Source organism: Amycolatopsis sp. NPDC050768, assembly GCF_040654155.1.
GTDB lineage: Bacteria > Actinomycetota > Actinomycetes > Mycobacteriales > Pseudonocardiaceae > Amycolatopsis.
This window is the reverse complement of record NZ_JBFAHL010000001.1, coordinates 804,723-821,847: the sequence shown is the minus strand read 5'-3', so window position 1 is coordinate 821,847 and position 17,125 is coordinate 804,723. Positions and strand designations below refer to the sequence as shown.

The window sequence follows — 17,125 nt, the reverse complement described above, 5'->3', positions numbered from 1 at the left end:
CCGAATACGGCTGGCAGGATGCCGCACGTGACGCAAGACCTCTGGGACGCGCACGCCGCGGAGTTCGACGAGCAGCCCGATCACGGGTTGCGCGATCCGGCCGTGCGGGTGGCGTGGCGGGATCTCCTGCTGCCGCTCATGCCGAAGGAGCCGGCATCTGTGGTCGATGGGGTGTGGGACGGGAAGTCTCGCCGTGCTGCTGGCCGAGGCGGGGTACGAGGTGTCCGGAGTGGATCTATCCCGCAGGATGCTTGAGCTCGCCGAGGCGAAGGCGGCGGCCAAGGAGGTCCACGTCGAGTTCAGGCACGGCGACGCGGCTGACCCACCGTGCGTGGCAGGCGCGTACGACGTGGTCCTCGTCCGGCACGTGCTGTGGGCGATGCCCGATCCCGCCGCCGCGGTGGCGCGCTGGACCGGGCTGCTGCGCCCCAGCGGGCGTCTGGTGCTGATCGAGGGCCGCTGGTCCACCGGGGCCGGGCTGACAGCGGCGCAGTGCCGGGCACTGGTGCTGGCCCACTGGCGAGAGGCACACGTCAAGAAGCTGGACGACCCGGCGCTGTGGGGCGCGGAGATCGACGACGATCGGTACGTGGTGATCAGCCGAGCCTGAAGGCGAGCCGTCGCTACGATCGCGTCGGGGAGCTGTCGAGGTGGCGGTTTCTACGCCTGCCAGGACGGCTACACCGTCGATCGTTCCGAGACCCGAACGCTCCACCTCGACGTCCGGCGGTACAACGGCGAAGACGCCTTCTCCGACGCCGGCCACCGGTTCGGCAGGCCCTGGGACGACAAGGTCGCCGGGCCCTGGGACCACGCGAACATCCAAGACAGCCAAGCCGACGCAGTGTTCGACAACCTGCGCATCCACCTCGACATCTCCGACGTATCGAACGTGTCGCTCGGCCCGAGAACCGTCGCGGTGACCGCCGGCCTGCTCGGCGCCGTGGTGAACCGGCTGAAGGCCCACTACGGCTGACGCGAGAAAAAACTTCGCGCAGCCATGTCCGGACCACCACCCCGGCTCCGACCACCCGGTGAAACCAACACCGGACCGAAGGAGCCCACCATGAAGTACCTGCTCACCATCAACATGACCCCCGCCGTCTGGGAGAACCTTCCCGAAAGCGCCAAGCAGGACGTGTACGACGGCCACGACGCCTTCATGAAGAACAACGCCGCCGAGTTCGTCGAGACCAAGGCGCTGGCCGCGCCCGACGAGAGCGTCACCGTGCAGGTGCGCGATGGCAAGGCGCGGCAAGAGGCCGGCCTCATCCACGGCAGCGAGACCTTCTTCTGCGGCTTCTACCTCGTCGACGTCCCCACGAAGGAGCGGGCGATCGAGCTCGCCGCGCAGGTTCCGGAGGCGAAGCACACCGCGGTCGAGGTGCGGCCGGTGGTGCACGAGGCTTGATCTGCACCGCGGTGGAGGTAGCGCCCTGGTCGCCATGACCGGGGAGTGGAACACCGCCGCAGTGGACGTCGACGCGTGCCTCGAGCGGGTCGGACGCCCGCGCCGGCCACCGTCAGCCGAGGCGCTGAGGGAGTTGGCGCGGGCGCACGTCGAGACGAGCCCGTTCGAGAACGTGGAGAAAAACACGACGCACTGCGAAAGCGCTACTGAGCGAACAGCTCCGCGGCAGGCACCGGCCGGCCCAGGTGGTAGCCCTGGGCCTGGTCGCAGCCGAGCTGACGCAGCAGCGCCAGCTCCTCGGCCGTCTCCACGCCCTCCGCCACCACGGTCAAGCCGACGGCGTGCGCCATCGCGATGATGCTCGCGACGATCGCCGCGGCGTCGCGGGAGTCGGCGATGCCGGTGATGAACGAGCGGTCGATCTTCAGCGTGTCGAGGGTCAGGCGGCGCAGCTGTGCCAACGAGGAATAGCCCGTGCCGAAGTCGTCGATCGCGAGCAGTACACCGAGGGAACGCAGTGCTGCCAGCACTTCCGCGGCGGCGACCTCGTCGCGCATCAGCGCGCTTTCCGTCACCTCCAGGCACAGCGCGGACGGCGGCAGACCCGTCGTCGCCAGGGCGTCGCGCACGGCCGGCACCAGCTGCGGGTCTTCCAGCTGGCGCACGGAAAGGTTCACCTTCAGTGACAGGTCCAGACCGCGGGACGAACGCAGGGCAGCCACCTCGCGCGTGGTGTCGCGCAGCACGAACTTGCCGATCTCGTTGATCAGCTCGCTTTCCTCGGCCAGCGGGATGAACTCCGCGGGCGAGATCGCGCCGTGGCCGGGATGGGTCCAGCGCAGCAACGCTTCCACGCCCACCATCTCGCCGGTGCGCAGGTCGACCACGGGCTGGTACGCGGGCCAAAGCTGTCCACTGTGGACGGCGTCGCGCAGGTCCTGCTCCATGCGCAGCCGTCGTTGCATGCGTTCGCGCAGCGCGACGTCGAAGAACTCGTACCGCCCGCGGCCGAGGGCTTTCGCTTGGTACATCGCGACATCCGCGTCGCGCAGCAGGTCTTCGGCGCTGCGCTGGTCGCCCGCCGCGACGAGGACGATGCCGATGCTCGCGTTCACGTGGAGCTCGCGACCGTGCACGGAAATGGGCTCCGCCAGAACCGAACGAAGGTGCGCCGCGAGCGAGCGCACCTCGGCGTCGGCCGTGGCCCCGGCCGTGACGACCACGAACTCGTCACCCCCGAAGCGCCCCACCACGTCGACCGCGGCGGTGGCGCGGCGCAGGCGCTCGCCGACGATTCGCAGCACCTGGTCGCCGACGGAGTGGCCGAGGGAATCGTTGATGATCTTGAACTTGTCGAGGTCGAGGAACAGCACCGTGGTCGGGCTGACGCGGTCGCGGCGATCGAGCCGGTCGAGCACGAGTGTGCGGTTGGCCAAGCGCGTCAACGGGTCGTGGGTCGCGTCGTGCGCCAGGCGGGCGCTGATCGCGCGCCGCTCGGTGATGTCGGTGAACGACGTGACCACGGAGACGCCGGCGGGGTCGTCCGGGTTGAGCAGCCGTGACGTCAGCGCCACCCACACGTCACGGCCGTCGGCGCGGCGCAAGCGCAGGACTAGGCCATTCTGCGTGATCCCGGTGCGGCGCGTGGAGATCGACGGCAGCTCGTCCTCGGGCAGCCGGTGCCCGGACTCGTCGAAGAGCACGAGTGACGAGCATGGCAAGCCGATCAGCTCGTCGGCCGGCACGCCGAGAATGCGGCTCGCCGCGGGGTTCACCGACTCGATCAGGCCTTTCGGGCCCACGACCAGCACGCCTTCGTCGAGCGCGGCGACCACTGTGCGGTAGTGCTGCTCCGCTCGGCGGCGGGCCGTCTCGTCAGCGCACACGAGCACGTGGCCGTCATTCATCTCAGCTGCGGAAACGCGGATCGAGAGCGGAGCCCCTTCGCGATGGTGGTGCGTCTGCTGCACCACGCCTCCCGCGAGCTGGATCGCCGCGGGATCGGGATCGGCGCCGAGCACCTCGCGCGCCGGGCGGCCGACGGCCTCCCCGGCGGTCCACCCGTACACGGTCTCGGCCGCGGGGTTCCAGCTCGTGACGATGCCGTCCGCGGTCACCGCCACGATCGCGTCGCTCACCTGCGACACCACAGCGGCCTGCGTGGCGGCGGCCCGGCGCGTGGCGACGTCGCGGATCACGACCTGGATCGCCGACGCGGCCTCGTCGCCGGTGCGCAGCGACACCGTCTCGACGGCGAACGTGCTGCCGTCCACTCGTTTCACGACCGTTTCGACCGGTTCGCCCCCGGGCTTCTCGTCGCGATCGCGTTCGGTCACCACGAAGTCGGTGACCGGCCGGCCCACGACCTCAGTAGTCGACTGCGCGCCGAAGAGATCGAGCGCTGCGGGGTTGGCGTAGGTGATCACGCCGCATTCGTGCACGCAGGTGGCGTCGGCGCTCAGCTCCACGAGCCGCCGGTAGCGTTCGGCCAGCTCCGCGAGCTGCGCCTTTGCTAGGGCGTCGGCCTCCATAGTGCGTCCGGTCCCCCTGTGTCGGCGTGTGGCCCGTCGATTACACCACCAAGGGATCTGTCGTGTATATGCGCCGGGGAACCTTCGTATATCACGTGCCGTCGGGGCCGGCTCCGCGAATTCCCTAGGTGTCGCGCCCGGCAGGCGCCGATTCACGCCGGGCGCGAAGCCGCGGGCCCCAGTAGAAGAGGCCGAAGTGCGCCGCGCACGCGTGGCCGAGCACGGTGACCACGGAATCGAGGCTGCCGGGCGAGTCGAACACCCAGACCGCCGCGATGAACAGCTCCATGACCACCAGCGCGACGATCCGCGGCCGGCCGCGCAGCAGGAAAACGAGCGCGCCCGCGGTGGTGAAGAAGCCGTAGCTCACGCCGATGTCGAGCCAGCGGCTCGCGGTCGTCGGCAGCACGCCGCCGCTGATCAGCAGCATCACGGGCACTTCGGTGGCGAGCGTGGCCAGCACGTGGCCGCTGAAGAACACGATCGCCGTGCGGCCCGGCCCGAAGCGGCGTTCGAGCGGGGCGAGCGCGATGGTGAAGATGATCGCGTAGGCGAGCCAGCCGCCGTCTTCGAGCCACAGCGCGCTGCTGAGGAGGGAGACGAGGGGGCGGCGCCAAAGGTTGTGGGCGTCGGTGCTGGAGAGCTGCAGCAGCTTCGCCGTGACGACCGGGTCGGCGAAGCGCAGCACGAGCGTGGTGCCGAGCAGGATGATGAGGTAACCGAACGTGAACGGTGTGGACCGCGGGGTCGGCAGCGCCCGCGCAAAGCTGCGGACCACGGCTCGCCAGGTCAGCGTTACCCGGGCAGGCGCGGCCTCGCCCACGAGCCGGTGGGTCCACCAGTCTCGGAGGGTGACCGGCTGTCGGGCTCGCAGCAGCATTACTCCAGGCTCTCCGGGCATCCTGGGAGTTTCGCTAAGGGCAGCTGTGAAAGCGCTGTGATTCTCACCCGCTAGAGTGACGCACACTGCGTAGAACTTTCTGTCATTATTCACCCGTTCGGTGGCCCGGTGCGGTATGAATGGCCCACTCCTGGTGAAAGGCCCGCTGGTGGACGAAGAGGTTTCGGTCGCCGAACTACTCGTGCGCGAAGGTTGGGGCGAACGTCTGCCACCGCCTTCGCGCTCGCGCTGGCGCATGGTCGCGGTGATGGCGGCCGTGGTCGTGGGGTGTGGCGCCGCGGCGATCCTGGTGTCGTTCGGCACCACGACGAACGACGAGGCCACGCGTCTCACCGAGATGAAGGTCATCGAGATGCCCGACCGCACCGACGGTGCGGGTGGCGTCTCGGAGTCGAGCCCGCCACCGGCCTCGATCGCGGCGTCCGGAGACGGTCAGGACTCGGACTCCGGTTCGTCGAGCGACGACGAGACCACCGAGGCCAGCGCCCCGAAGATCACGTCCATCATCGACCCGCTCAACCCGCGCGGCGGCGGCGAGCCCGGCACGACGTCGAGCAGCGACTCCGGCACCGCGACCAGCGGCTCCGACTCGCCGACCTCGCCCACCGGCTCGCAGCCCGGCTCGGGTGGTGCCTCGTCGGACAACCAGCCGCCGCCGCCTCCGTCGACCACGACGACGACCAAGCGGCCGTGTGTACTGGGCATCCTCTGCATCTGAGTCCGGCTGCTCCGACGCGTCGATTTCGCAACCATTCTGTGCGTCCCCGTGGCGCGGGAAGTGTTGCGGTGCGCGGAATCCGGCCCGGCGACCGCTCGTGGGTCAGCTGTCGTCGTCCGGCATCAGTGGGCGCATGAAGCTGCGGCGGTACCGCACGACGCAGCCCGATTCGTCGCGGATGCGGTCGGCCGCGACGAAGTCCGGGTCGACGCCGAAGAGCGCGCGGTACTGCTCGTACGCCGCGAGGCTTTCGAAGCTGAACAACGCCCTGGCCTCGTCACTCGCGCCCTCCGCGGGCAGGAAGTAGCCGTGGTGCACGCCGCCCTCGCGGGTGACCAGGCGCATCCACGCCTGCGCGAAGCGTTCGAACTCGGTGATCTTCGCGGGATCGATGACGTAGTCGACCACGCAGGTGATCACCGGCCCCACACTCGTTCTGCGGTCGAGACGATCAGTTCGAGCTTGCGCAGCTGGTCGTCCGTGGTGAGCTCGTTGCCCTCCTCCGTGGAGGAAAAGCCGCACTGCGGCGAAAGGCAGAGCTGGTCGATGTCGACGAACCGCGCGGCTTCCTCGATGCGGCGCACCAGATCGTCCGCGTCTTCCAGCTCGGGGCGTTTCGTGGTCACCAACCCGAGCACCACGCGCTTGCCCGGTGGCACGAAGCGCAGCGGCTCGAACCCGCCGGAGCGCTCGTCGTCGAACTCCAGGAAGAAGCCGTCGACGCCGAGCTCGCCGAAGAGGGCCTCGGCCACGAACTCGTAGCTGCCCGAAGCCGCCCACGACGAGCGGAAGTTGCCGCGGCACAGGTGGGTCGTCACGCTCATGCCCTCGGTCCGGCCGCGCAGCGCCGCGTTGATCTGCTGGATGTTGCGCAGATGCAGGGTGTCCGGGTCGCCGCCCATGCGCGCGACGAGCTCGCGCTGCGCAGGGTCGTTCAGGTACGCGAGGCTGGTGTCGTCGAGCTGCAGGTACGTGCAGCCGAGCTCGCCCATCGCCGTCAGCTGCGCCGCGTACGCCGTGGCCAGGTCGGCGAAGAACTCCTCCAGGTCCGGGTAGACGGTCTCGCTCACCGCCGCCCGGCCGCCGCGGTAGTAGATCATGCTCGGCGACGGGATCGTGAGCTTCGGCGTGATGCCGGAGTCCACGTGGGACTTCAGGAACTCGAAGTGCTCGGCGAAGATCGGCTGGTCCAGCCGCACACGGCCGTCGACCTGCAGGCCGGGCGGGCTGAACTCGAGGTCGCCAGCGAGGTTGTGGAACTTCACGTGCAGGCGCTCGTCGCTCTGCGAGATGCCGCCAAGCGAGTAGATGAAGTCCATGTGCCACGACGCGCGGCGGAACTCGCCGTCGGTGGCCGAGGACAAGCCGGCGACCTTCTGCATCTTGACCACGTCGCGGATCGCGTCGTCTTCGACGGCCTTCAGCTGTTCGGAGGTGATCTCACCCGAGGTGTGCCGGCGGCGGGCGTCGCGCAGAACCGGCGGCCGCAGCAGGCTCCCGACGTGATCTGCGCGGAAGGGGGGACGCGGAGTCATCCTCGCATCGTCACACACAAACCGGCGGTATGTGTCGTGAGAAGATGCGCGATCGGATCCGCGTGAAAGGGCTGCCCCCATGACCAAACACCCGGTCGACCAAGGACTGCCCGCCGGGCGGCTGCTCCTGCTGGGCCTGCAGCACATGGCGATCATGTACACGGGGTCGGTCGCCGTGCCGCTGATCGTCGGCAGCGCCCTGAAGCTCGACGCGGCGACGATCGCGTTGCTGGTCAACGCAGACCTCTTCGTGGCCGGTATCGCCACGCTGGTCCAGTCCATCGGCATCGGCAAGCTCATCGGCGTGCGGCTGCCGGTGGTCGCGGGCGCGACGTTCACCGTGGTCAACCCGATGATCCTGATCGCCTCGCAGTACGGCCTCACCGCGGTGTACGGCTCGATGATCGCCTCGGGTGTGTTCGGGCTCCTGCTGGCGCGGCCGTTCGCGAAGATGATCCGGTTCTTCCCACCGCTGGTCTCGGGCACGTTGCTGCTGGTCATCGGCGTCTCGCTGCTCGGCCCGGGCGCGGCGATGATCGCCGGCCACGACACGGAGGCACCCGACTACGCCACCCCGTCGCACGTCGCCATCGCCCTCGGCGTGGTGGCGCTGATCGTGCTCCTCACGCGGGTGCTGCGCGGGTTCGTCGCGCAGATCGCGCCGCTGGTGGCGCTCGCCGTCGGCCTGATCGTGGCGATTCCCCTTGGCCTGACGCAGTTCGGCGGTGTAGGGCAGGCGAGCTGGTTCGGGCTTGCGTCCCCGCTGCACTTCGGCGCGCCGACGTTCCCGATCGCCGCCGTGCTGTCGATGTGCGTGGTCATGCTGGTGACGTTCACCGAGTCCACCGCCGACATGATCGCCGTCGGCGAGATCACGGGCCGCCCGGCCACCGGCGCGGACGTCGCCCGCGGCCTCGCCACCGACGGCCTCTCGGCGATCCTCGGCGGCTTCATGAACTCCTTCCCCGACACCGCGTTCGCCCAGAACGTCGGCCTCGTCCAGATGACGCGCGTGCGCAGCCGCTGGGTCGTCGCCGTGACGGGCGGCCTGCTCGTGGTGATGGGCCTGATCCCGAAGGTCGGCGCCGCCATCGCCGCGATCCCCGAGCCGGTCGTCGGCGGCGTCGCGGTGATCATGTTCGCGATGGTCGCCGCGGTGGGCGTGCAGAACCTCAAGAAGGTCGAGTTCTCCGGCAACCACAACACGTTCATCGTCGCGGTGGCCCTCGGCGTCGGCCTCCTGCCCGCCTTCGCCACCGACCGCTTCGGCACGTCCATCTTCTTCCAGCACTTCCCCGCGTGGCTCCAGACCATCTGCGGTAGCCCGATCACGCTGGCGTCGATCCTGGCGTTCCTGCTGAACCTGCTGTTCAACCACCTGGGGGCGAGGAAGGATCCGGATCTGCTGTCGGCGCCGTAGGGGTGCTTGACTGATACCCATGCGGCACAACGCGCAGCGGCCACCGTCGGTCGTGGAGCGGGTGTTGGACGTGCTGGGCGCGTTCACGTCCGAGCGACCGGTGTTGACGCTGTCCGAGCTGAGCCGGCGGGCCGGGCTGCCGTTGTCGACGACGCACCGGCTGGCGGGCGAACTCGTGCGGCGCGGGGCGTTGCAGCGCGACGAGCAGGGGCACTTCCGCGTCGGGCTGTGGCTGTGGGAGGTGGCGTCGCTCGCACCGCACGGGGCGCAGCTGCGGGAGAGCGCGATGCCGTTCCTCGAGGATCTCTACGAGGCCACGCACCAGAACGTGCAGCTCGCCGTGCTCGACGGGGCCGAGGTCGTGTACCTCGAACGCCTTTCCGGGCGCCGCGCGGTGAACGTGATCTCGCGCGTGGGTGGGCGGCTGCCGTTGCACGCGACGGGCGTGGGGCTGGTGCTGCTCGCGCACGCGCCGGCCGAGGTGCAGGAGCAGGTGCTCGGGCTGCCGCTCAAGCGCTACACCGGCAAGACCATCCACTCGCCCGAGCAGCTGCGCCGCGTGCTCGCCGACGTCCGCCGCAACGGCTACGCGGTGAGTGACGGCCAGATCGAGCTGCCCGCCCTCTCCGTCGCGGCGGCGGTGCACGGCGCGTCGGACACGGTGGTCGCGTCGATTTCCGTGGTCGTGCCGGCCGAGGGGACGGACCCGCTGACGCTGGTGCCGGCCGTGCGGGCGGCGGCGCGCGGTATTTCACGGACGCTCGGCGCCACGCTGCGGCTTTCCGAAGACGCGCATCGCGAGACGCACTGAACCTGAAACCACGCTTTCTTCCACTCAGTGGAAGGCATGCTGTGCTGAAGGGCGCCGACGCAGCACCCTGAGGGCCATCCCGACGACGTGAGGAGGCCCGGTGATCACGCTCGACGACGATCCGTTCGCCGACGAAGTCCTCGCCGACCCCGTGCCGCTGCACCGACGGCTGCGCGACGCCGGTCCCGTCGTGCGCCTCGGCCGCTACGACGTGTGGGCGATGGCCCGCGCCGAAGAGGTCACGCAGGCGTTGAACGATCCCGCGACGTTCTGCTCGTCGGCCGGCGTCGGGCTCAGCGACTTCCGCAAGGAGACGCCATGGCGCCCGCCGAGCCTGCTGCTCGAGGCCGACGCGCCGGAGCACGACCGGGCCCGCCACACCGTGACGAGCGTGCTCACGCCGAAGGTCGTGAAGACCTACCGGGACACCTTCGCGCGTGAAGCGGAGAAGCTCGTGGCCGCGCTGGTGGCGCGCGGCGAGTTCGACGCCGTTGCCGACTTCGCGGAGGCCTTCCCGCTCAAGGTGTTCCCCGACGCCGCCGGCCTGCCCGCCGAAGGCCGTGAGCACCTCCTGCCGTACGGCGCCATGGTGTTCAACGGCTTCGGCCCCCGCAACCACCTCTTCACCGAGGCCATGGAGCGCGGCGCGGTGGCCCGCGAGTGGATCGCCGAGCACTGCCGGGCCGAGAACCTCGCGCCGGGCGGGCTCGGCGCGCGGATCCACGAAGCCGCTTCAGAGTTCACCGAGGAAGAGCGCGCGCTGCTCGTGCGCTCCTTCCTGAGCGCCGGCGTCGACACGACCGTCCACGCGCTGGGCAACGCCGTGTTGTGCTTCGCGTTGTATCCCGACCAGTGGGCCGCCCTGCGCGAGAAGCCAGAAAGCTCGCGCGCGGCGTTCGAAGAGGTCGTGCGGTTCACGTCGCCGGTGCAGACGTTCTTCCGCACCACCACGCGCGACGTCGAGATCGGCGGCGTGCGCATCCCGGCGGGGGAGAAGGTGCTGCTCTTCCTGGCCGCCGCCAACCGCGACCCGCGGCGCTGGCCCGACGCGGACACGTTCGACATCACGCGGCGCGCGGCCGGGCACGTCGGGTTCGGCTCGGGTGTCCACGCGTGCGTCGGCCAGATGTTCGCGCGGCTCGAAGGCGAGGTGCTGCTCGCGGAGCTGGCCCGGCGCGTCACGACGATCGAGCTCGCCGGCGAGCCGCGGCCCCAGCTGTCCAACACGCTGCGCGGCCTCGCCTCGCTGCCGGTGCGGGTCCGGTGACCGGGATGCCGAAGGTCACCTACGTGCAGTCCGACGGGACCTCCCGAACCGTCGAGGCCACGGTCGGTCGCTCCCTGATGCAGGTGGCGATCGACCACGGCGTCGACGGGATCGTGGCCGAGTGCGGCGGTAACGCCATGTGTGCGACCTGTCACGTCTACGTCGACCCGGCGCGCCTCGACGATCTTGGGCCCTTGTGCTCAGATGAAGAGGAGATGTTGGACTGCACGGCCAGCCCGAGGGCGGCCACCAGCAGGCTGTCCTGCCAGCTTCCGGTGACCGAGGACCTCGACGGTCTGGTCCTGCGCTTGCCGGAGGAGCAGTTATGACCACAGGATCCTCGCCCGAGACCGTCCTCGTCGCCGGCGGCGGCCAGAGCGGCTTCCAGGCCGCGGCTTCGTTGCGGGACAAGGGCTTCACCGGACGGGTGGTCCTGGTCGGCGACGAGCCGGGCGTGCCGTACCAGCGGCCGCCGCTGTCGAAGGCCTACCTCAAGGGCACGGCGGGCGACGAGCAGCTGCGGCTGCGGCCGGAGGACTTCTTCGCGGAGAAGGGCATCGAGCTCGTGCCGGGCCGGGTGGCTTCGGTGGATCGGGCTGCTTCGCGGGTGGTTCTCGAGTCGGGCGAGGAGCTTTCCTACGACCACCTCGTGCTGGCCACCGGCGCGCGGAACCGGGTGCTGCCGGTGCCCGGCGCGGATCTCGACGGCGTGCTGATGCTGCGGACGCGGGATGACGCGGATCGGCTGCGGGCTTCGCTGGAAGCGGCTTCGAACGTCGTGGTCATCGGCGGCGGCTTCATCGGCCTCGAGTTCGCTTCGCACGCCGGGCGGCCCGTGACGGTCGTCGAGGCGCAGGACCGGCTGCTGGCGCGTGTGGCGTCGCCGGAGGTGTCGTCGTTTTTCAAGGAGCTGCACGAAAAGGCCGGGCACACGGTGCTGCTCGGAACAGGCGTTACGGCGTTGCACGGCGACGGGCACGTCTCGTCGGTCGAGCTGGCCGACGGCTCGCGGCTGCCGGCCGACCTGGTGGTGGTCGCCGTGGGTGTGGTGCCCGAGACGACGCTCGCTTCGCAGGCCGGGCTGACGGTGACCAACGGTGTGGTCGTCGACGAGCACCTGCGTACCGAAGACCCGAAGATCTTCGCGATCGGCGACTGCGCCAACTTCCCGTGCGTCCACGCGGGCGCGGCGACGCGGCTGGAGTCGGTGCAGAACGCCGTTGACCAGGCCCGATGCGTCGCCGCGGCGATCACCGGCGACGCCGCGCCGTACGAGAGCCTGCCGTGGTTCTGGACCGACCAGACGGGCGCGAAGCTGCAGATCGTCGGCATCCTCGCGAACGCGGACAAGACCGTGGTGACCGGCGACCGCGCCGAGGGACGGTTTTCCGTGCTGTCCTTCCGCGACGGCGTGCTGATCGCCGTCGAGTCCGTGAACCGCCCGCCTGACCACATCGCCGCGCGCCGGCTGTTCACGGCGGAGCTGCGCCCGTCGTACGCCGACCTCGAAGCCAGCTCGTTCGATTTGAAAGCCCATGTGAAGTCGCGTTCCGCGGCTTGACGTTATTCGTTCGGAGGTACCCCCGTTGCGCACCCAGGTCGCTGTGATCGGCGCCGGCCCGGCCGGTCTGCTGCTTTCGTACCTGCTCCACTCTGAAGGCGTGGACGCCGTCGTACTGGAGGCGCGCGACCGCGAGTACGTGCGGCAACGCGTGCGCGCGGGGGTCTGCGAACAACCGACGGTCGAGCTGTTGACGGAGATCGGCCTCGGCGACCGGCTGGCCCGGGAAGGCCTGCCGCACGAGGGTTTTTCGCTGCGGTTCGACGGCCAGGACCACCGCATCGCGCTGACCGAGCTCACCGGGCGGTCGATCACGGTGTACGGGCAGCAGGAGATCGTCAAGGACCTCGTGGACGCGCATGAGCGTCAGGGTTTGCCGTTGGAGTTCGAGGTTTCGGACGTTGCTGTGTCTGATGTGGACACTTCTCGGCCGGTGGTCCGGTATGTGGATTCCGCTGGTGTTTCGCAGGTTCTCGAATGCGACGCCATCGTCGGCTGCGACGGTTTCCACGGTGTGTCTCGTCCGTCCATTCCGGACGGTGTGTTGCAGTACTTCGAGCGGGAATACCCGTTCGCGTGGCTGGGTGTCCTGGCGCAGACGCCGCCTTCGCACGAGGAGCTGATTTATACGCATCACCCGCGTGGCTTCGCCTTGCACAGCATGCGCTCGCCGGAAATCACGCGCCTCTACCTGCAGGTCGACCCTGGTGAGGACCTCGCGGCCTGGTCCGACGACCGCATCTGGTCCGAGCTGTCCGTGCGCCTGGCGGTCGACGGCGAATTCACCCTGCGCGAAGGCCCGATCCTCGACAAGGGCATCACGCCCATGCGCAGCTTCGTCGCCGAACCCATGCGCCACGGCCGGCTCTTCCTCGCCGGCGACGCCGCCCACATCGTGCCGCCGACCGGCGCGAAGGGCATGAACCTGGCCGTCGCGGACGTCCGCGTGCTCTCACGTGCTTTGGTCACCCTGCTCAAAGGCGACCCTTCCCTGGCCGACGCCTACTCCGACACCTGCCTCCGCCGCGTCTGGCGCGCCGAACACTTCTCCTGGTTCATGACGACAATGCTCCACGTCGACCCGGGCGCCGACGCTTTCGCCCGCCGGCTGCAGCTCTCGCAACTCCGCTACACGGCTTCGTCGCGTGCCGCGGCGACGAGCGTGGCGGAGAACTACGTGGGGTTGCCGTTCGGCGCCTGATGCCTCACCGATTGCGAACCACCCGCCATGCGCGCTTGACTCTGACACCGTGTGAGACCCGAACGTAGGTGGTGTCATGTTCAGCATCGGAGAGTTCGCCAAGGTCGGCCGCGTGTCCGTGCGGATGTTGCGGCACTACGACGCGCTCGGGCTGCTGAGGCCGGCGCGGGTGGATCCGCACAGTGGGTACCGCTACTACGCGGCGGACCAGCTCGCGCGGCTCAACCGCATCCTGGCGTTGAGTGATCTCGGCATCGGGCTGAAGCAGGTCGCCGAGGTGCTCGACGAGCGGCCCAGCGCGGAGCAGCTGCGCGGGATGCTCAGGTTGCGCCGCGGGGAGCTCGCGGAGCGGGTCGCGGCGGAGACGGCGCGGCTGGCGCGCGTCGAGGCGAGGCTCCGGTTGATCGAAGTGGAGGACACCATGTCCGAAGTGGACGTCGTGGTCAAGCCGGTCGAGGGTGCTCGCGTTGTTGCGGTCGGGGGGATTGCCGAGTCGTTCGAGTACGACGACATCGGGCCCGTCGTCGGCGGGCTGTGCGCGAGTCTCGCGGAACGGATGGAGCGCGCGGGCCTGAAGTTCGCCGGGCCGGCCATCGCTTGGTACGAGCCGGCCGACGATCGGGTGCACGTGCAGGCGTGCGCGCCCTACGTCGGGTCGTCGGAGGGTGCCGGGCTGGACGAGGTGGAGCTGCCGAGCCTCGCCCACGCCGCGACGCTCGTCCACCGCGGCACGATGGCCACCATCGCCGAGTCGTACCAGGCTCTCGCGCGCTGGATCGACGACAACGGCTACCGCGCCGAACCGGGCCACGCGCGCGAGGTCTACCTGCACACCGACGGCGACGAGACGGGCTGGGTCACCGAACTGCAGATCCCGGTGACACCGTTCGCCGCGACCTGACCTGGTCAACTGTGGGTTGACGACACCAGATCGTCAACCTACAGTTGACGGTATGACCTCTCCGGTGAAGCTCGACGACCTCATCAGCGCCATCAAGGCGAACAACGACAAAGACGCCCTCGCGCAGCTGTCCGACGCGGTGTACATGGGGGAGCACCTCGGTGAGCTGGCCGACCACCTCATCGGGCACTTCGTGGACCAGGCGCGCCGCTCCGGCGCGTCGTGGACGGAGATCGGCGTGAGTATGGGGGTTTCCAAACAGGCCGCGCAGAAGCGGTTCGTGCCGAAGGACGACGCGGCGGGCAACATCCAGCGGGTGTACGGGCGCTACACCCTTCTTGCGCGAAATGTGGTCGTGGCGGCGCAGAGAGCCGCCAACGAGGCGCGCAGCCCGGGAATCGACACCGTGCACCTCGTGCTCGGGCTGATCACGGAGCCCTCCGCGCTGGCTGCGGGGATCATCGTTTTTCAGGGCGTGACCCTGGAAGCCGTGAAGGAAGCCGCGGAGGCGAAACTGCCCGAACCGGTCGATCCGGTGCCGGACCCGATGCCGTTCACGGCCGGCGCGAAGAAGACACTCGAGCTGACCCTGCGCGAAGGCTTGCGGATGGGCCACAACTACATCGGCACGGAGCACATCCTGCTGGCGCTCCTGGAACAGGGCGAAGGCGCCGGCTACGAGGTACTCACCGGGCTGGGCATCACGAAGGAACCGGCCGAAGCGAAGATCCAGGAGGCCCTCGCGGAGATCGTTTCCGCGCGGGAGCAGTGAGGTTCCTGCTTCTGGCGGTCGTCGTCGCCGGTTTCCTGGTGACGATGACCGCCTGACCCCTAGGCTGGCGCGATGGCCGACCCGTTCATGGAGGAGTTCCGCCGAGCGTTCGAAGACGCCCAAGGCGACGGCCCTCCCGCCATCCAGAGCTTCGAAATCGTGGACACCCCGCCGCCGGACAACGACGAAGCCCTCGCCGCCGAAGCCAGCCGTCTGCTCGAGCCGATCGTGCAACAGCTGGCGCTTCTCGGCCCGCAAGGCTGGGAATGGTTTTCCGCCGAGTTCTCCTTCACCGTGTCCGCCGAGATCGCGCTCCTGCGCTTCTTCGCGGGCAACCAGCAGCGCGACGCCTACGTCCCCGAGCCCATCACCGCGATGCTGCGCAACCAACGCCACGTCGCCGCGCAGATGTCCGCCGGCCCGTGGTGGCGCCTGATCCTGAGTGTCCTCAACAGCGGACAGCTCAGCGTCACCTACGACTACGGCGACGAACCCTTCCCGCCGCACCAGCTCCTGCCGCCGCAGCACTACCGCGACGACCTCAAGACCTACCGCCGTCCGCAGGTCCCGCCCTGGCTCACTCAGTACACGCAATGAAAAAGGGACCCCCACCAAGAAACGGCGGGGGTCCCTTCAGCAAAAGATCAAGCACCGACCTCGTCACGAGAATCCGTGGCCCACAGTGTGTGGAACGAACCCTCGCGGTCCACCCGCCGGTACGTGTGCGCACCGAAGAAGTCACGCTGAGCCTGCACCAGCGCCGCCGGGAGCCGGTCGGCGCGCAGGCCGTCGTAGTACGCCAGCGCGGTGGAGAAGCCCGGCGTCGGGATGCCGAGCCGCACCGCCGTGGAGATGACCGAACGCCAGGAGTCCTGCGCGTCTTCGACGGCCTTGCGGAACGCGCCCGCGGTCAGCAGCGTCGGGAGAGCCGGGTCCTCGGCGTAGGCCGCGGTGATGTCGTTCAGGAACTTCGCGCGGATGATGCAGCCCCCGCGCCAGATCGACGCGACGGCGCCCAGGTCGATGTCCCAGCCGTACTCCGTGGCGCCGGCCTGGATCTGGTTGAAGCCCTGCGCGTACGCGACGACCTTCGACGCGTACAGCGCCTGCTCGACGTCGTCGGCGAAGGTCTCCAGCGCGGCGCCCTTCAGCGGCGTACGCACCGGCCCCGCCAGCCCGCGAGCGGCTGCGCGAAGCGGCTTCGAGCCCGAAAGCGAACGCGCGAACACGGCCTCGGCGATGCCACTGATCGGCACACCCAGGTCAAGCCCGATCTGCACGGTCCAGCGGCCGGTGCCCTTCTGCTCCGCCGCGTCCTCGACGATGTCGACGAACGACTTGCCCGAACCGTCGACGTGCTTGAGCACCTCGGCGGTGATCTCGATGAGGTACGACTCGAGCCGGCCGGTGTTCCACGTCGAGAACACGTCGGCGGTCTCCGCGGGCGAGTAGCCGGCGGCGCCGCGCAGCAGGTCGAACGACTCCGCGATCAGCTGCATGTCGGCGTACTCGATGCCGTTGTGGACCATCTTCACGAAGTGGCCCGCGCCGTCCGCGCCGATGTGCGTGCAGCACGGCTCGCCGTCGACCTTGGCCGAGATGTCCTCGAACAGCGGGCCGAGCGACTCGTACGACTCCTTCGACCCACCCGGCATGATGCTCGGGCCGTTGAGCGCGCCCTCCTCGCCGCCGGACACGCCCGTGCCGACGAAGTGCAGCCCGCGCTCGCGCAGCGCGGCCTCGCGCCGGCGGGTGTCCGCGAAGTGCGCGTTGCCGGCGTCGACGATCACGTCGCCCGGCTCCAGCAGCGGTGCGAACTCCTCGATCACGGCGTCGGTGGGCCCACCGGCCTGCACCATGATCACGATCTGCCGCGGCCGCTCCAGCGCGTCGACGAACTCCTGCGCGGAGTACGCCGGGATGAAGTCGCCCTCGTCGCCGAACTGCTCGACGAGCGTGCGCGTCCGCGCCTCGGAGCGGTTGTGCAGGGCGACCGTGTGCCCGTGCCGGGCCAGGTTCCGCGCCAGGTTGCGGCCCATGACCGCCAAGCCGGTGACCCCGATGCTCGCCTTCTTGCTCATCCGAACCCTTTCCGA

General features: G+C 69.5%; 18 protein-coding genes. 13 read left to right on the top strand and 5 right to left on the bottom strand.

Annotation, left to right across the window (positions count from 1 at the left end; genetic code table 11):
- Positions 1-166: 166 nt before the first annotated feature.
- The 3 genes from AB0H62_RS04235 (at position 167) to AB0H62_RS04225 (ending at position 1,411) form a co-directional block, all read left to right on the top strand.
- Entirely contained in the window at positions 167-610 is a 444-nt protein-coding gene (locus tag AB0H62_RS04235; protein WP_360584031.1) for a class I SAM-dependent methyltransferase, read from the top strand.
- Positions 611-844: 234 nt separating this feature from the next.
- Positions 845-976 carry a hypothetical protein gene (locus AB0H62_RS04230; protein WP_360584029.1) on the top strand — a complete coding sequence of 44 codons (132 nt, stop codon included), beginning with the start codon at positions 845-847 and terminating at the stop codon, positions 974-976.
- A 90-nt stretch (positions 977-1,066) separates the two neighbouring features.
- Positions 1,067-1,411: a YciI family protein gene (locus AB0H62_RS04225; protein ID WP_360584027.1), complete on the top strand. Its 345-nt coding sequence runs from the start codon at positions 1,067-1,069 to the stop codon at positions 1,409-1,411.
- Between the two features lie 203 nt (positions 1,412-1,614).
- Here AB0H62_RS04225 and AB0H62_RS04220 read toward each other — a convergent pair whose 3' ends face one another.
- Together AB0H62_RS04220 and AB0H62_RS04215 are read right to left on the bottom strand one after the other, a co-directional pair.
- Positions 1,615-3,942, bottom strand: coding sequence for an EAL domain-containing protein (locus tag AB0H62_RS04220; protein ID WP_360584025.1), 2,328 nt, complete (start codon positions 3,940-3,942; stop codon positions 1,615-1,617).
- A 124-nt stretch (positions 3,943-4,066) separates the two neighbouring features.
- Positions 4,067-4,822, bottom strand: a complete 756-nt coding sequence (locus AB0H62_RS04215) for a rhomboid-like protein (RefSeq protein ID WP_255638616.1) — start codon at positions 4,820-4,822, stop codon at positions 4,067-4,069.
- A 136-nt stretch (positions 4,823-4,958) separates the two neighbouring features.
- Here AB0H62_RS04215 and AB0H62_RS04210 point away from each other — a divergent pair, with 136 nt between their 5' ends.
- Complete coding sequence (locus AB0H62_RS04210) at positions 4,959-5,561, top strand: hypothetical protein (RefSeq protein WP_220245857.1); 603 nt, start codon at positions 4,959-4,961, stop codon at positions 5,559-5,561.
- A 102-nt stretch (positions 5,562-5,663) separates the two neighbouring features.
- Here AB0H62_RS04210 and AB0H62_RS04205 read toward each other — a convergent pair whose 3' ends face one another.
- On the bottom strand, positions 5,664-5,981 hold the full coding sequence (locus AB0H62_RS04205; RefSeq protein ID WP_220245858.1) for an NIPSNAP family protein: 318 nt from the start codon (positions 5,979-5,981) through the stop codon (positions 5,664-5,666).
- On the bottom strand, positions 5,978-7,096 hold the full coding sequence (locus AB0H62_RS04200) for a 5-methyltetrahydropteroyltriglutamate--homocysteine S-methyltransferase (RefSeq protein WP_360584022.1): 1,119 nt from the start codon (positions 7,094-7,096) through the stop codon (positions 5,978-5,980). The genes AB0H62_RS04205 and AB0H62_RS04200 overlap by 4 nt, the downstream gene beginning before the upstream one ends.
- 79 nt (positions 7,097-7,175) lie before the next feature.
- On the opposite strand from AB0H62_RS04200, the gene AB0H62_RS04195 reads away from it, so the two are divergent.
- From AB0H62_RS04195 to AB0H62_RS04155, 9 genes are all read left to right on the top strand, one after another.
- Positions 7,176-8,516: a nucleobase:cation symporter-2 family protein gene (locus AB0H62_RS04195; RefSeq protein WP_220245860.1), complete on the top strand. Its 1,341-nt coding sequence runs from the start codon at positions 7,176-7,178 to the stop codon at positions 8,514-8,516.
- A gap of 19 nt (positions 8,517-8,535) precedes the next feature.
- Entirely contained in the window at positions 8,536-9,327 is a 792-nt protein-coding gene (locus tag AB0H62_RS04190) for an IclR family transcriptional regulator (RefSeq protein WP_354873146.1), read from the top strand.
- Positions 9,328-9,427: 100 nt separating this feature from the next.
- Entirely contained in the window at positions 9,428-10,594 is a 1,167-nt protein-coding gene (locus AB0H62_RS04185) for a cytochrome P450 (RefSeq protein ID WP_360584020.1), read from the top strand.
- 5 nt (positions 10,595-10,599) lie between these two features.
- Positions 10,600-10,923 carry a 2Fe-2S iron-sulfur cluster-binding protein gene (locus tag AB0H62_RS04180; RefSeq protein WP_220245863.1) on the top strand — a complete coding sequence of 108 codons (324 nt, stop codon included), beginning with the start codon at positions 10,600-10,602 and terminating at the stop codon, positions 10,921-10,923.
- On the top strand, positions 10,920-12,155 hold the full coding sequence (locus tag AB0H62_RS04175) for an FAD-dependent oxidoreductase (RefSeq protein ID WP_220245864.1): 1,236 nt from the start codon (positions 10,920-10,922) through the stop codon (positions 12,153-12,155). Before AB0H62_RS04180 ends, AB0H62_RS04175 begins: the two co-directional genes overlap by 4 nt.
- A gap of 25 nt (positions 12,156-12,180) precedes the next feature.
- Positions 12,181-13,356: a 4-hydroxybenzoate 3-monooxygenase gene (locus AB0H62_RS04170; protein WP_360584017.1), complete on the top strand. Its 1,176-nt coding sequence runs from the start codon at positions 12,181-12,183 to the stop codon at positions 13,354-13,356.
- Positions 13,357-13,432: 76 nt separating this feature from the next.
- A complete protein-coding gene (locus AB0H62_RS04165; RefSeq protein ID WP_220245866.1) occupies positions 13,433-14,257 on the top strand; it encodes a MerR family transcriptional regulator in 825 nt (274 codons plus the stop codon).
- A gap of 52 nt (positions 14,258-14,309) precedes the next feature.
- A complete protein-coding gene (locus AB0H62_RS04160) occupies positions 14,310-15,029 on the top strand; it encodes a Clp protease N-terminal domain-containing protein (protein ID WP_220245867.1) in 720 nt (239 codons plus the stop codon).
- 72 nt (positions 15,030-15,101) lie between these two features.
- Complete coding sequence (locus AB0H62_RS04155) at positions 15,102-15,626, top strand: hypothetical protein (protein ID WP_220245868.1); 525 nt, start codon at positions 15,102-15,104, stop codon at positions 15,624-15,626.
- Between the two features lie 47 nt (positions 15,627-15,673).
- Here AB0H62_RS04155 and gndA read toward each other — a convergent pair whose 3' ends face one another.
- Positions 15,674-17,110 carry an NADP-dependent phosphogluconate dehydrogenase gene (gene gndA, locus AB0H62_RS04150; RefSeq protein ID WP_220245869.1) on the bottom strand — a complete coding sequence of 479 codons (1,437 nt, stop codon included), beginning with the start codon at positions 17,108-17,110 and terminating at the stop codon, positions 15,674-15,676.
- Positions 17,111-17,125: the final 15 nt, after the last annotated feature.

Excerpts from the sequence above, each read along its gene's own strand:
- gndA (WP_220245869.1), bottom strand. The coding sequence starts at position 17,110 with ATGAGCAAGAAGGCGAGCATCGGGGTCACCGGCTTGGCGGTCATGGGC.
- AB0H62_RS04200 (WP_360584022.1), bottom strand. The coding sequence starts at position 7,096 with ATGACTCCGCGTCCCCCCTTCCGCGCAGATCACGTCGGGAGCCTGCTG.
- AB0H62_RS04210 (WP_220245857.1), top strand. The coding sequence starts at position 4,959 with ATGAATGGCCCACTCCTGGTGAAAGGCCCGCTGGTGGACGAAGAGGTT.
- AB0H62_RS04165 (WP_220245866.1), top strand. The coding sequence starts at position 13,433 with ATGTTCAGCATCGGAGAGTTCGCCAAGGTCGGCCGCGTGTCCGTGCGG.
- AB0H62_RS04160 (WP_220245867.1), top strand. The coding sequence starts at position 14,310 with ATGACCTCTCCGGTGAAGCTCGACGACCTCATCAGCGCCATCAAGGCG.
- AB0H62_RS04175 (WP_220245864.1), top strand. The coding sequence starts at position 10,920 with ATGACCACAGGATCCTCGCCCGAGACCGTCCTCGTCGCCGGCGGCGGC.
- AB0H62_RS04180 (WP_220245863.1), top strand. The coding sequence starts at position 10,600 with ATGCCGAAGGTCACCTACGTGCAGTCCGACGGGACCTCCCGAACCGTC.
- AB0H62_RS04190 (WP_354873146.1), top strand. The coding sequence starts at position 8,536 with ATGCGGCACAACGCGCAGCGGCCACCGTCGGTCGTGGAGCGGGTGTTG.
- AB0H62_RS04195 (WP_220245860.1), top strand. The coding sequence starts at position 7,176 with ATGACCAAACACCCGGTCGACCAAGGACTGCCCGCCGGGCGGCTGCTC.
- AB0H62_RS04155 (WP_220245868.1), top strand. The coding sequence starts at position 15,102 with ATGGCCGACCCGTTCATGGAGGAGTTCCGCCGAGCGTTCGAAGACGCC.
- AB0H62_RS04220 (WP_360584025.1), bottom strand. The coding sequence starts at position 3,942 with ATGGAGGCCGACGCCCTAGCAAAGGCGCAGCTCGCGGAGCTGGCCGAA.
- AB0H62_RS04225 (WP_360584027.1), top strand. The coding sequence starts at position 1,067 with ATGAAGTACCTGCTCACCATCAACATGACCCCCGCCGTCTGGGAGAAC.
- AB0H62_RS04215 (WP_255638616.1), bottom strand. The coding sequence starts at position 4,822 with ATGCTGCTGCGAGCCCGACAGCCGGTCACCCTCCGAGACTGGTGGACC.
- AB0H62_RS04235 (WP_360584031.1), top strand. The coding sequence starts at position 167 with ATGGGGTGTGGGACGGGAAGTCTCGCCGTGCTGCTGGCCGAGGCGGGG.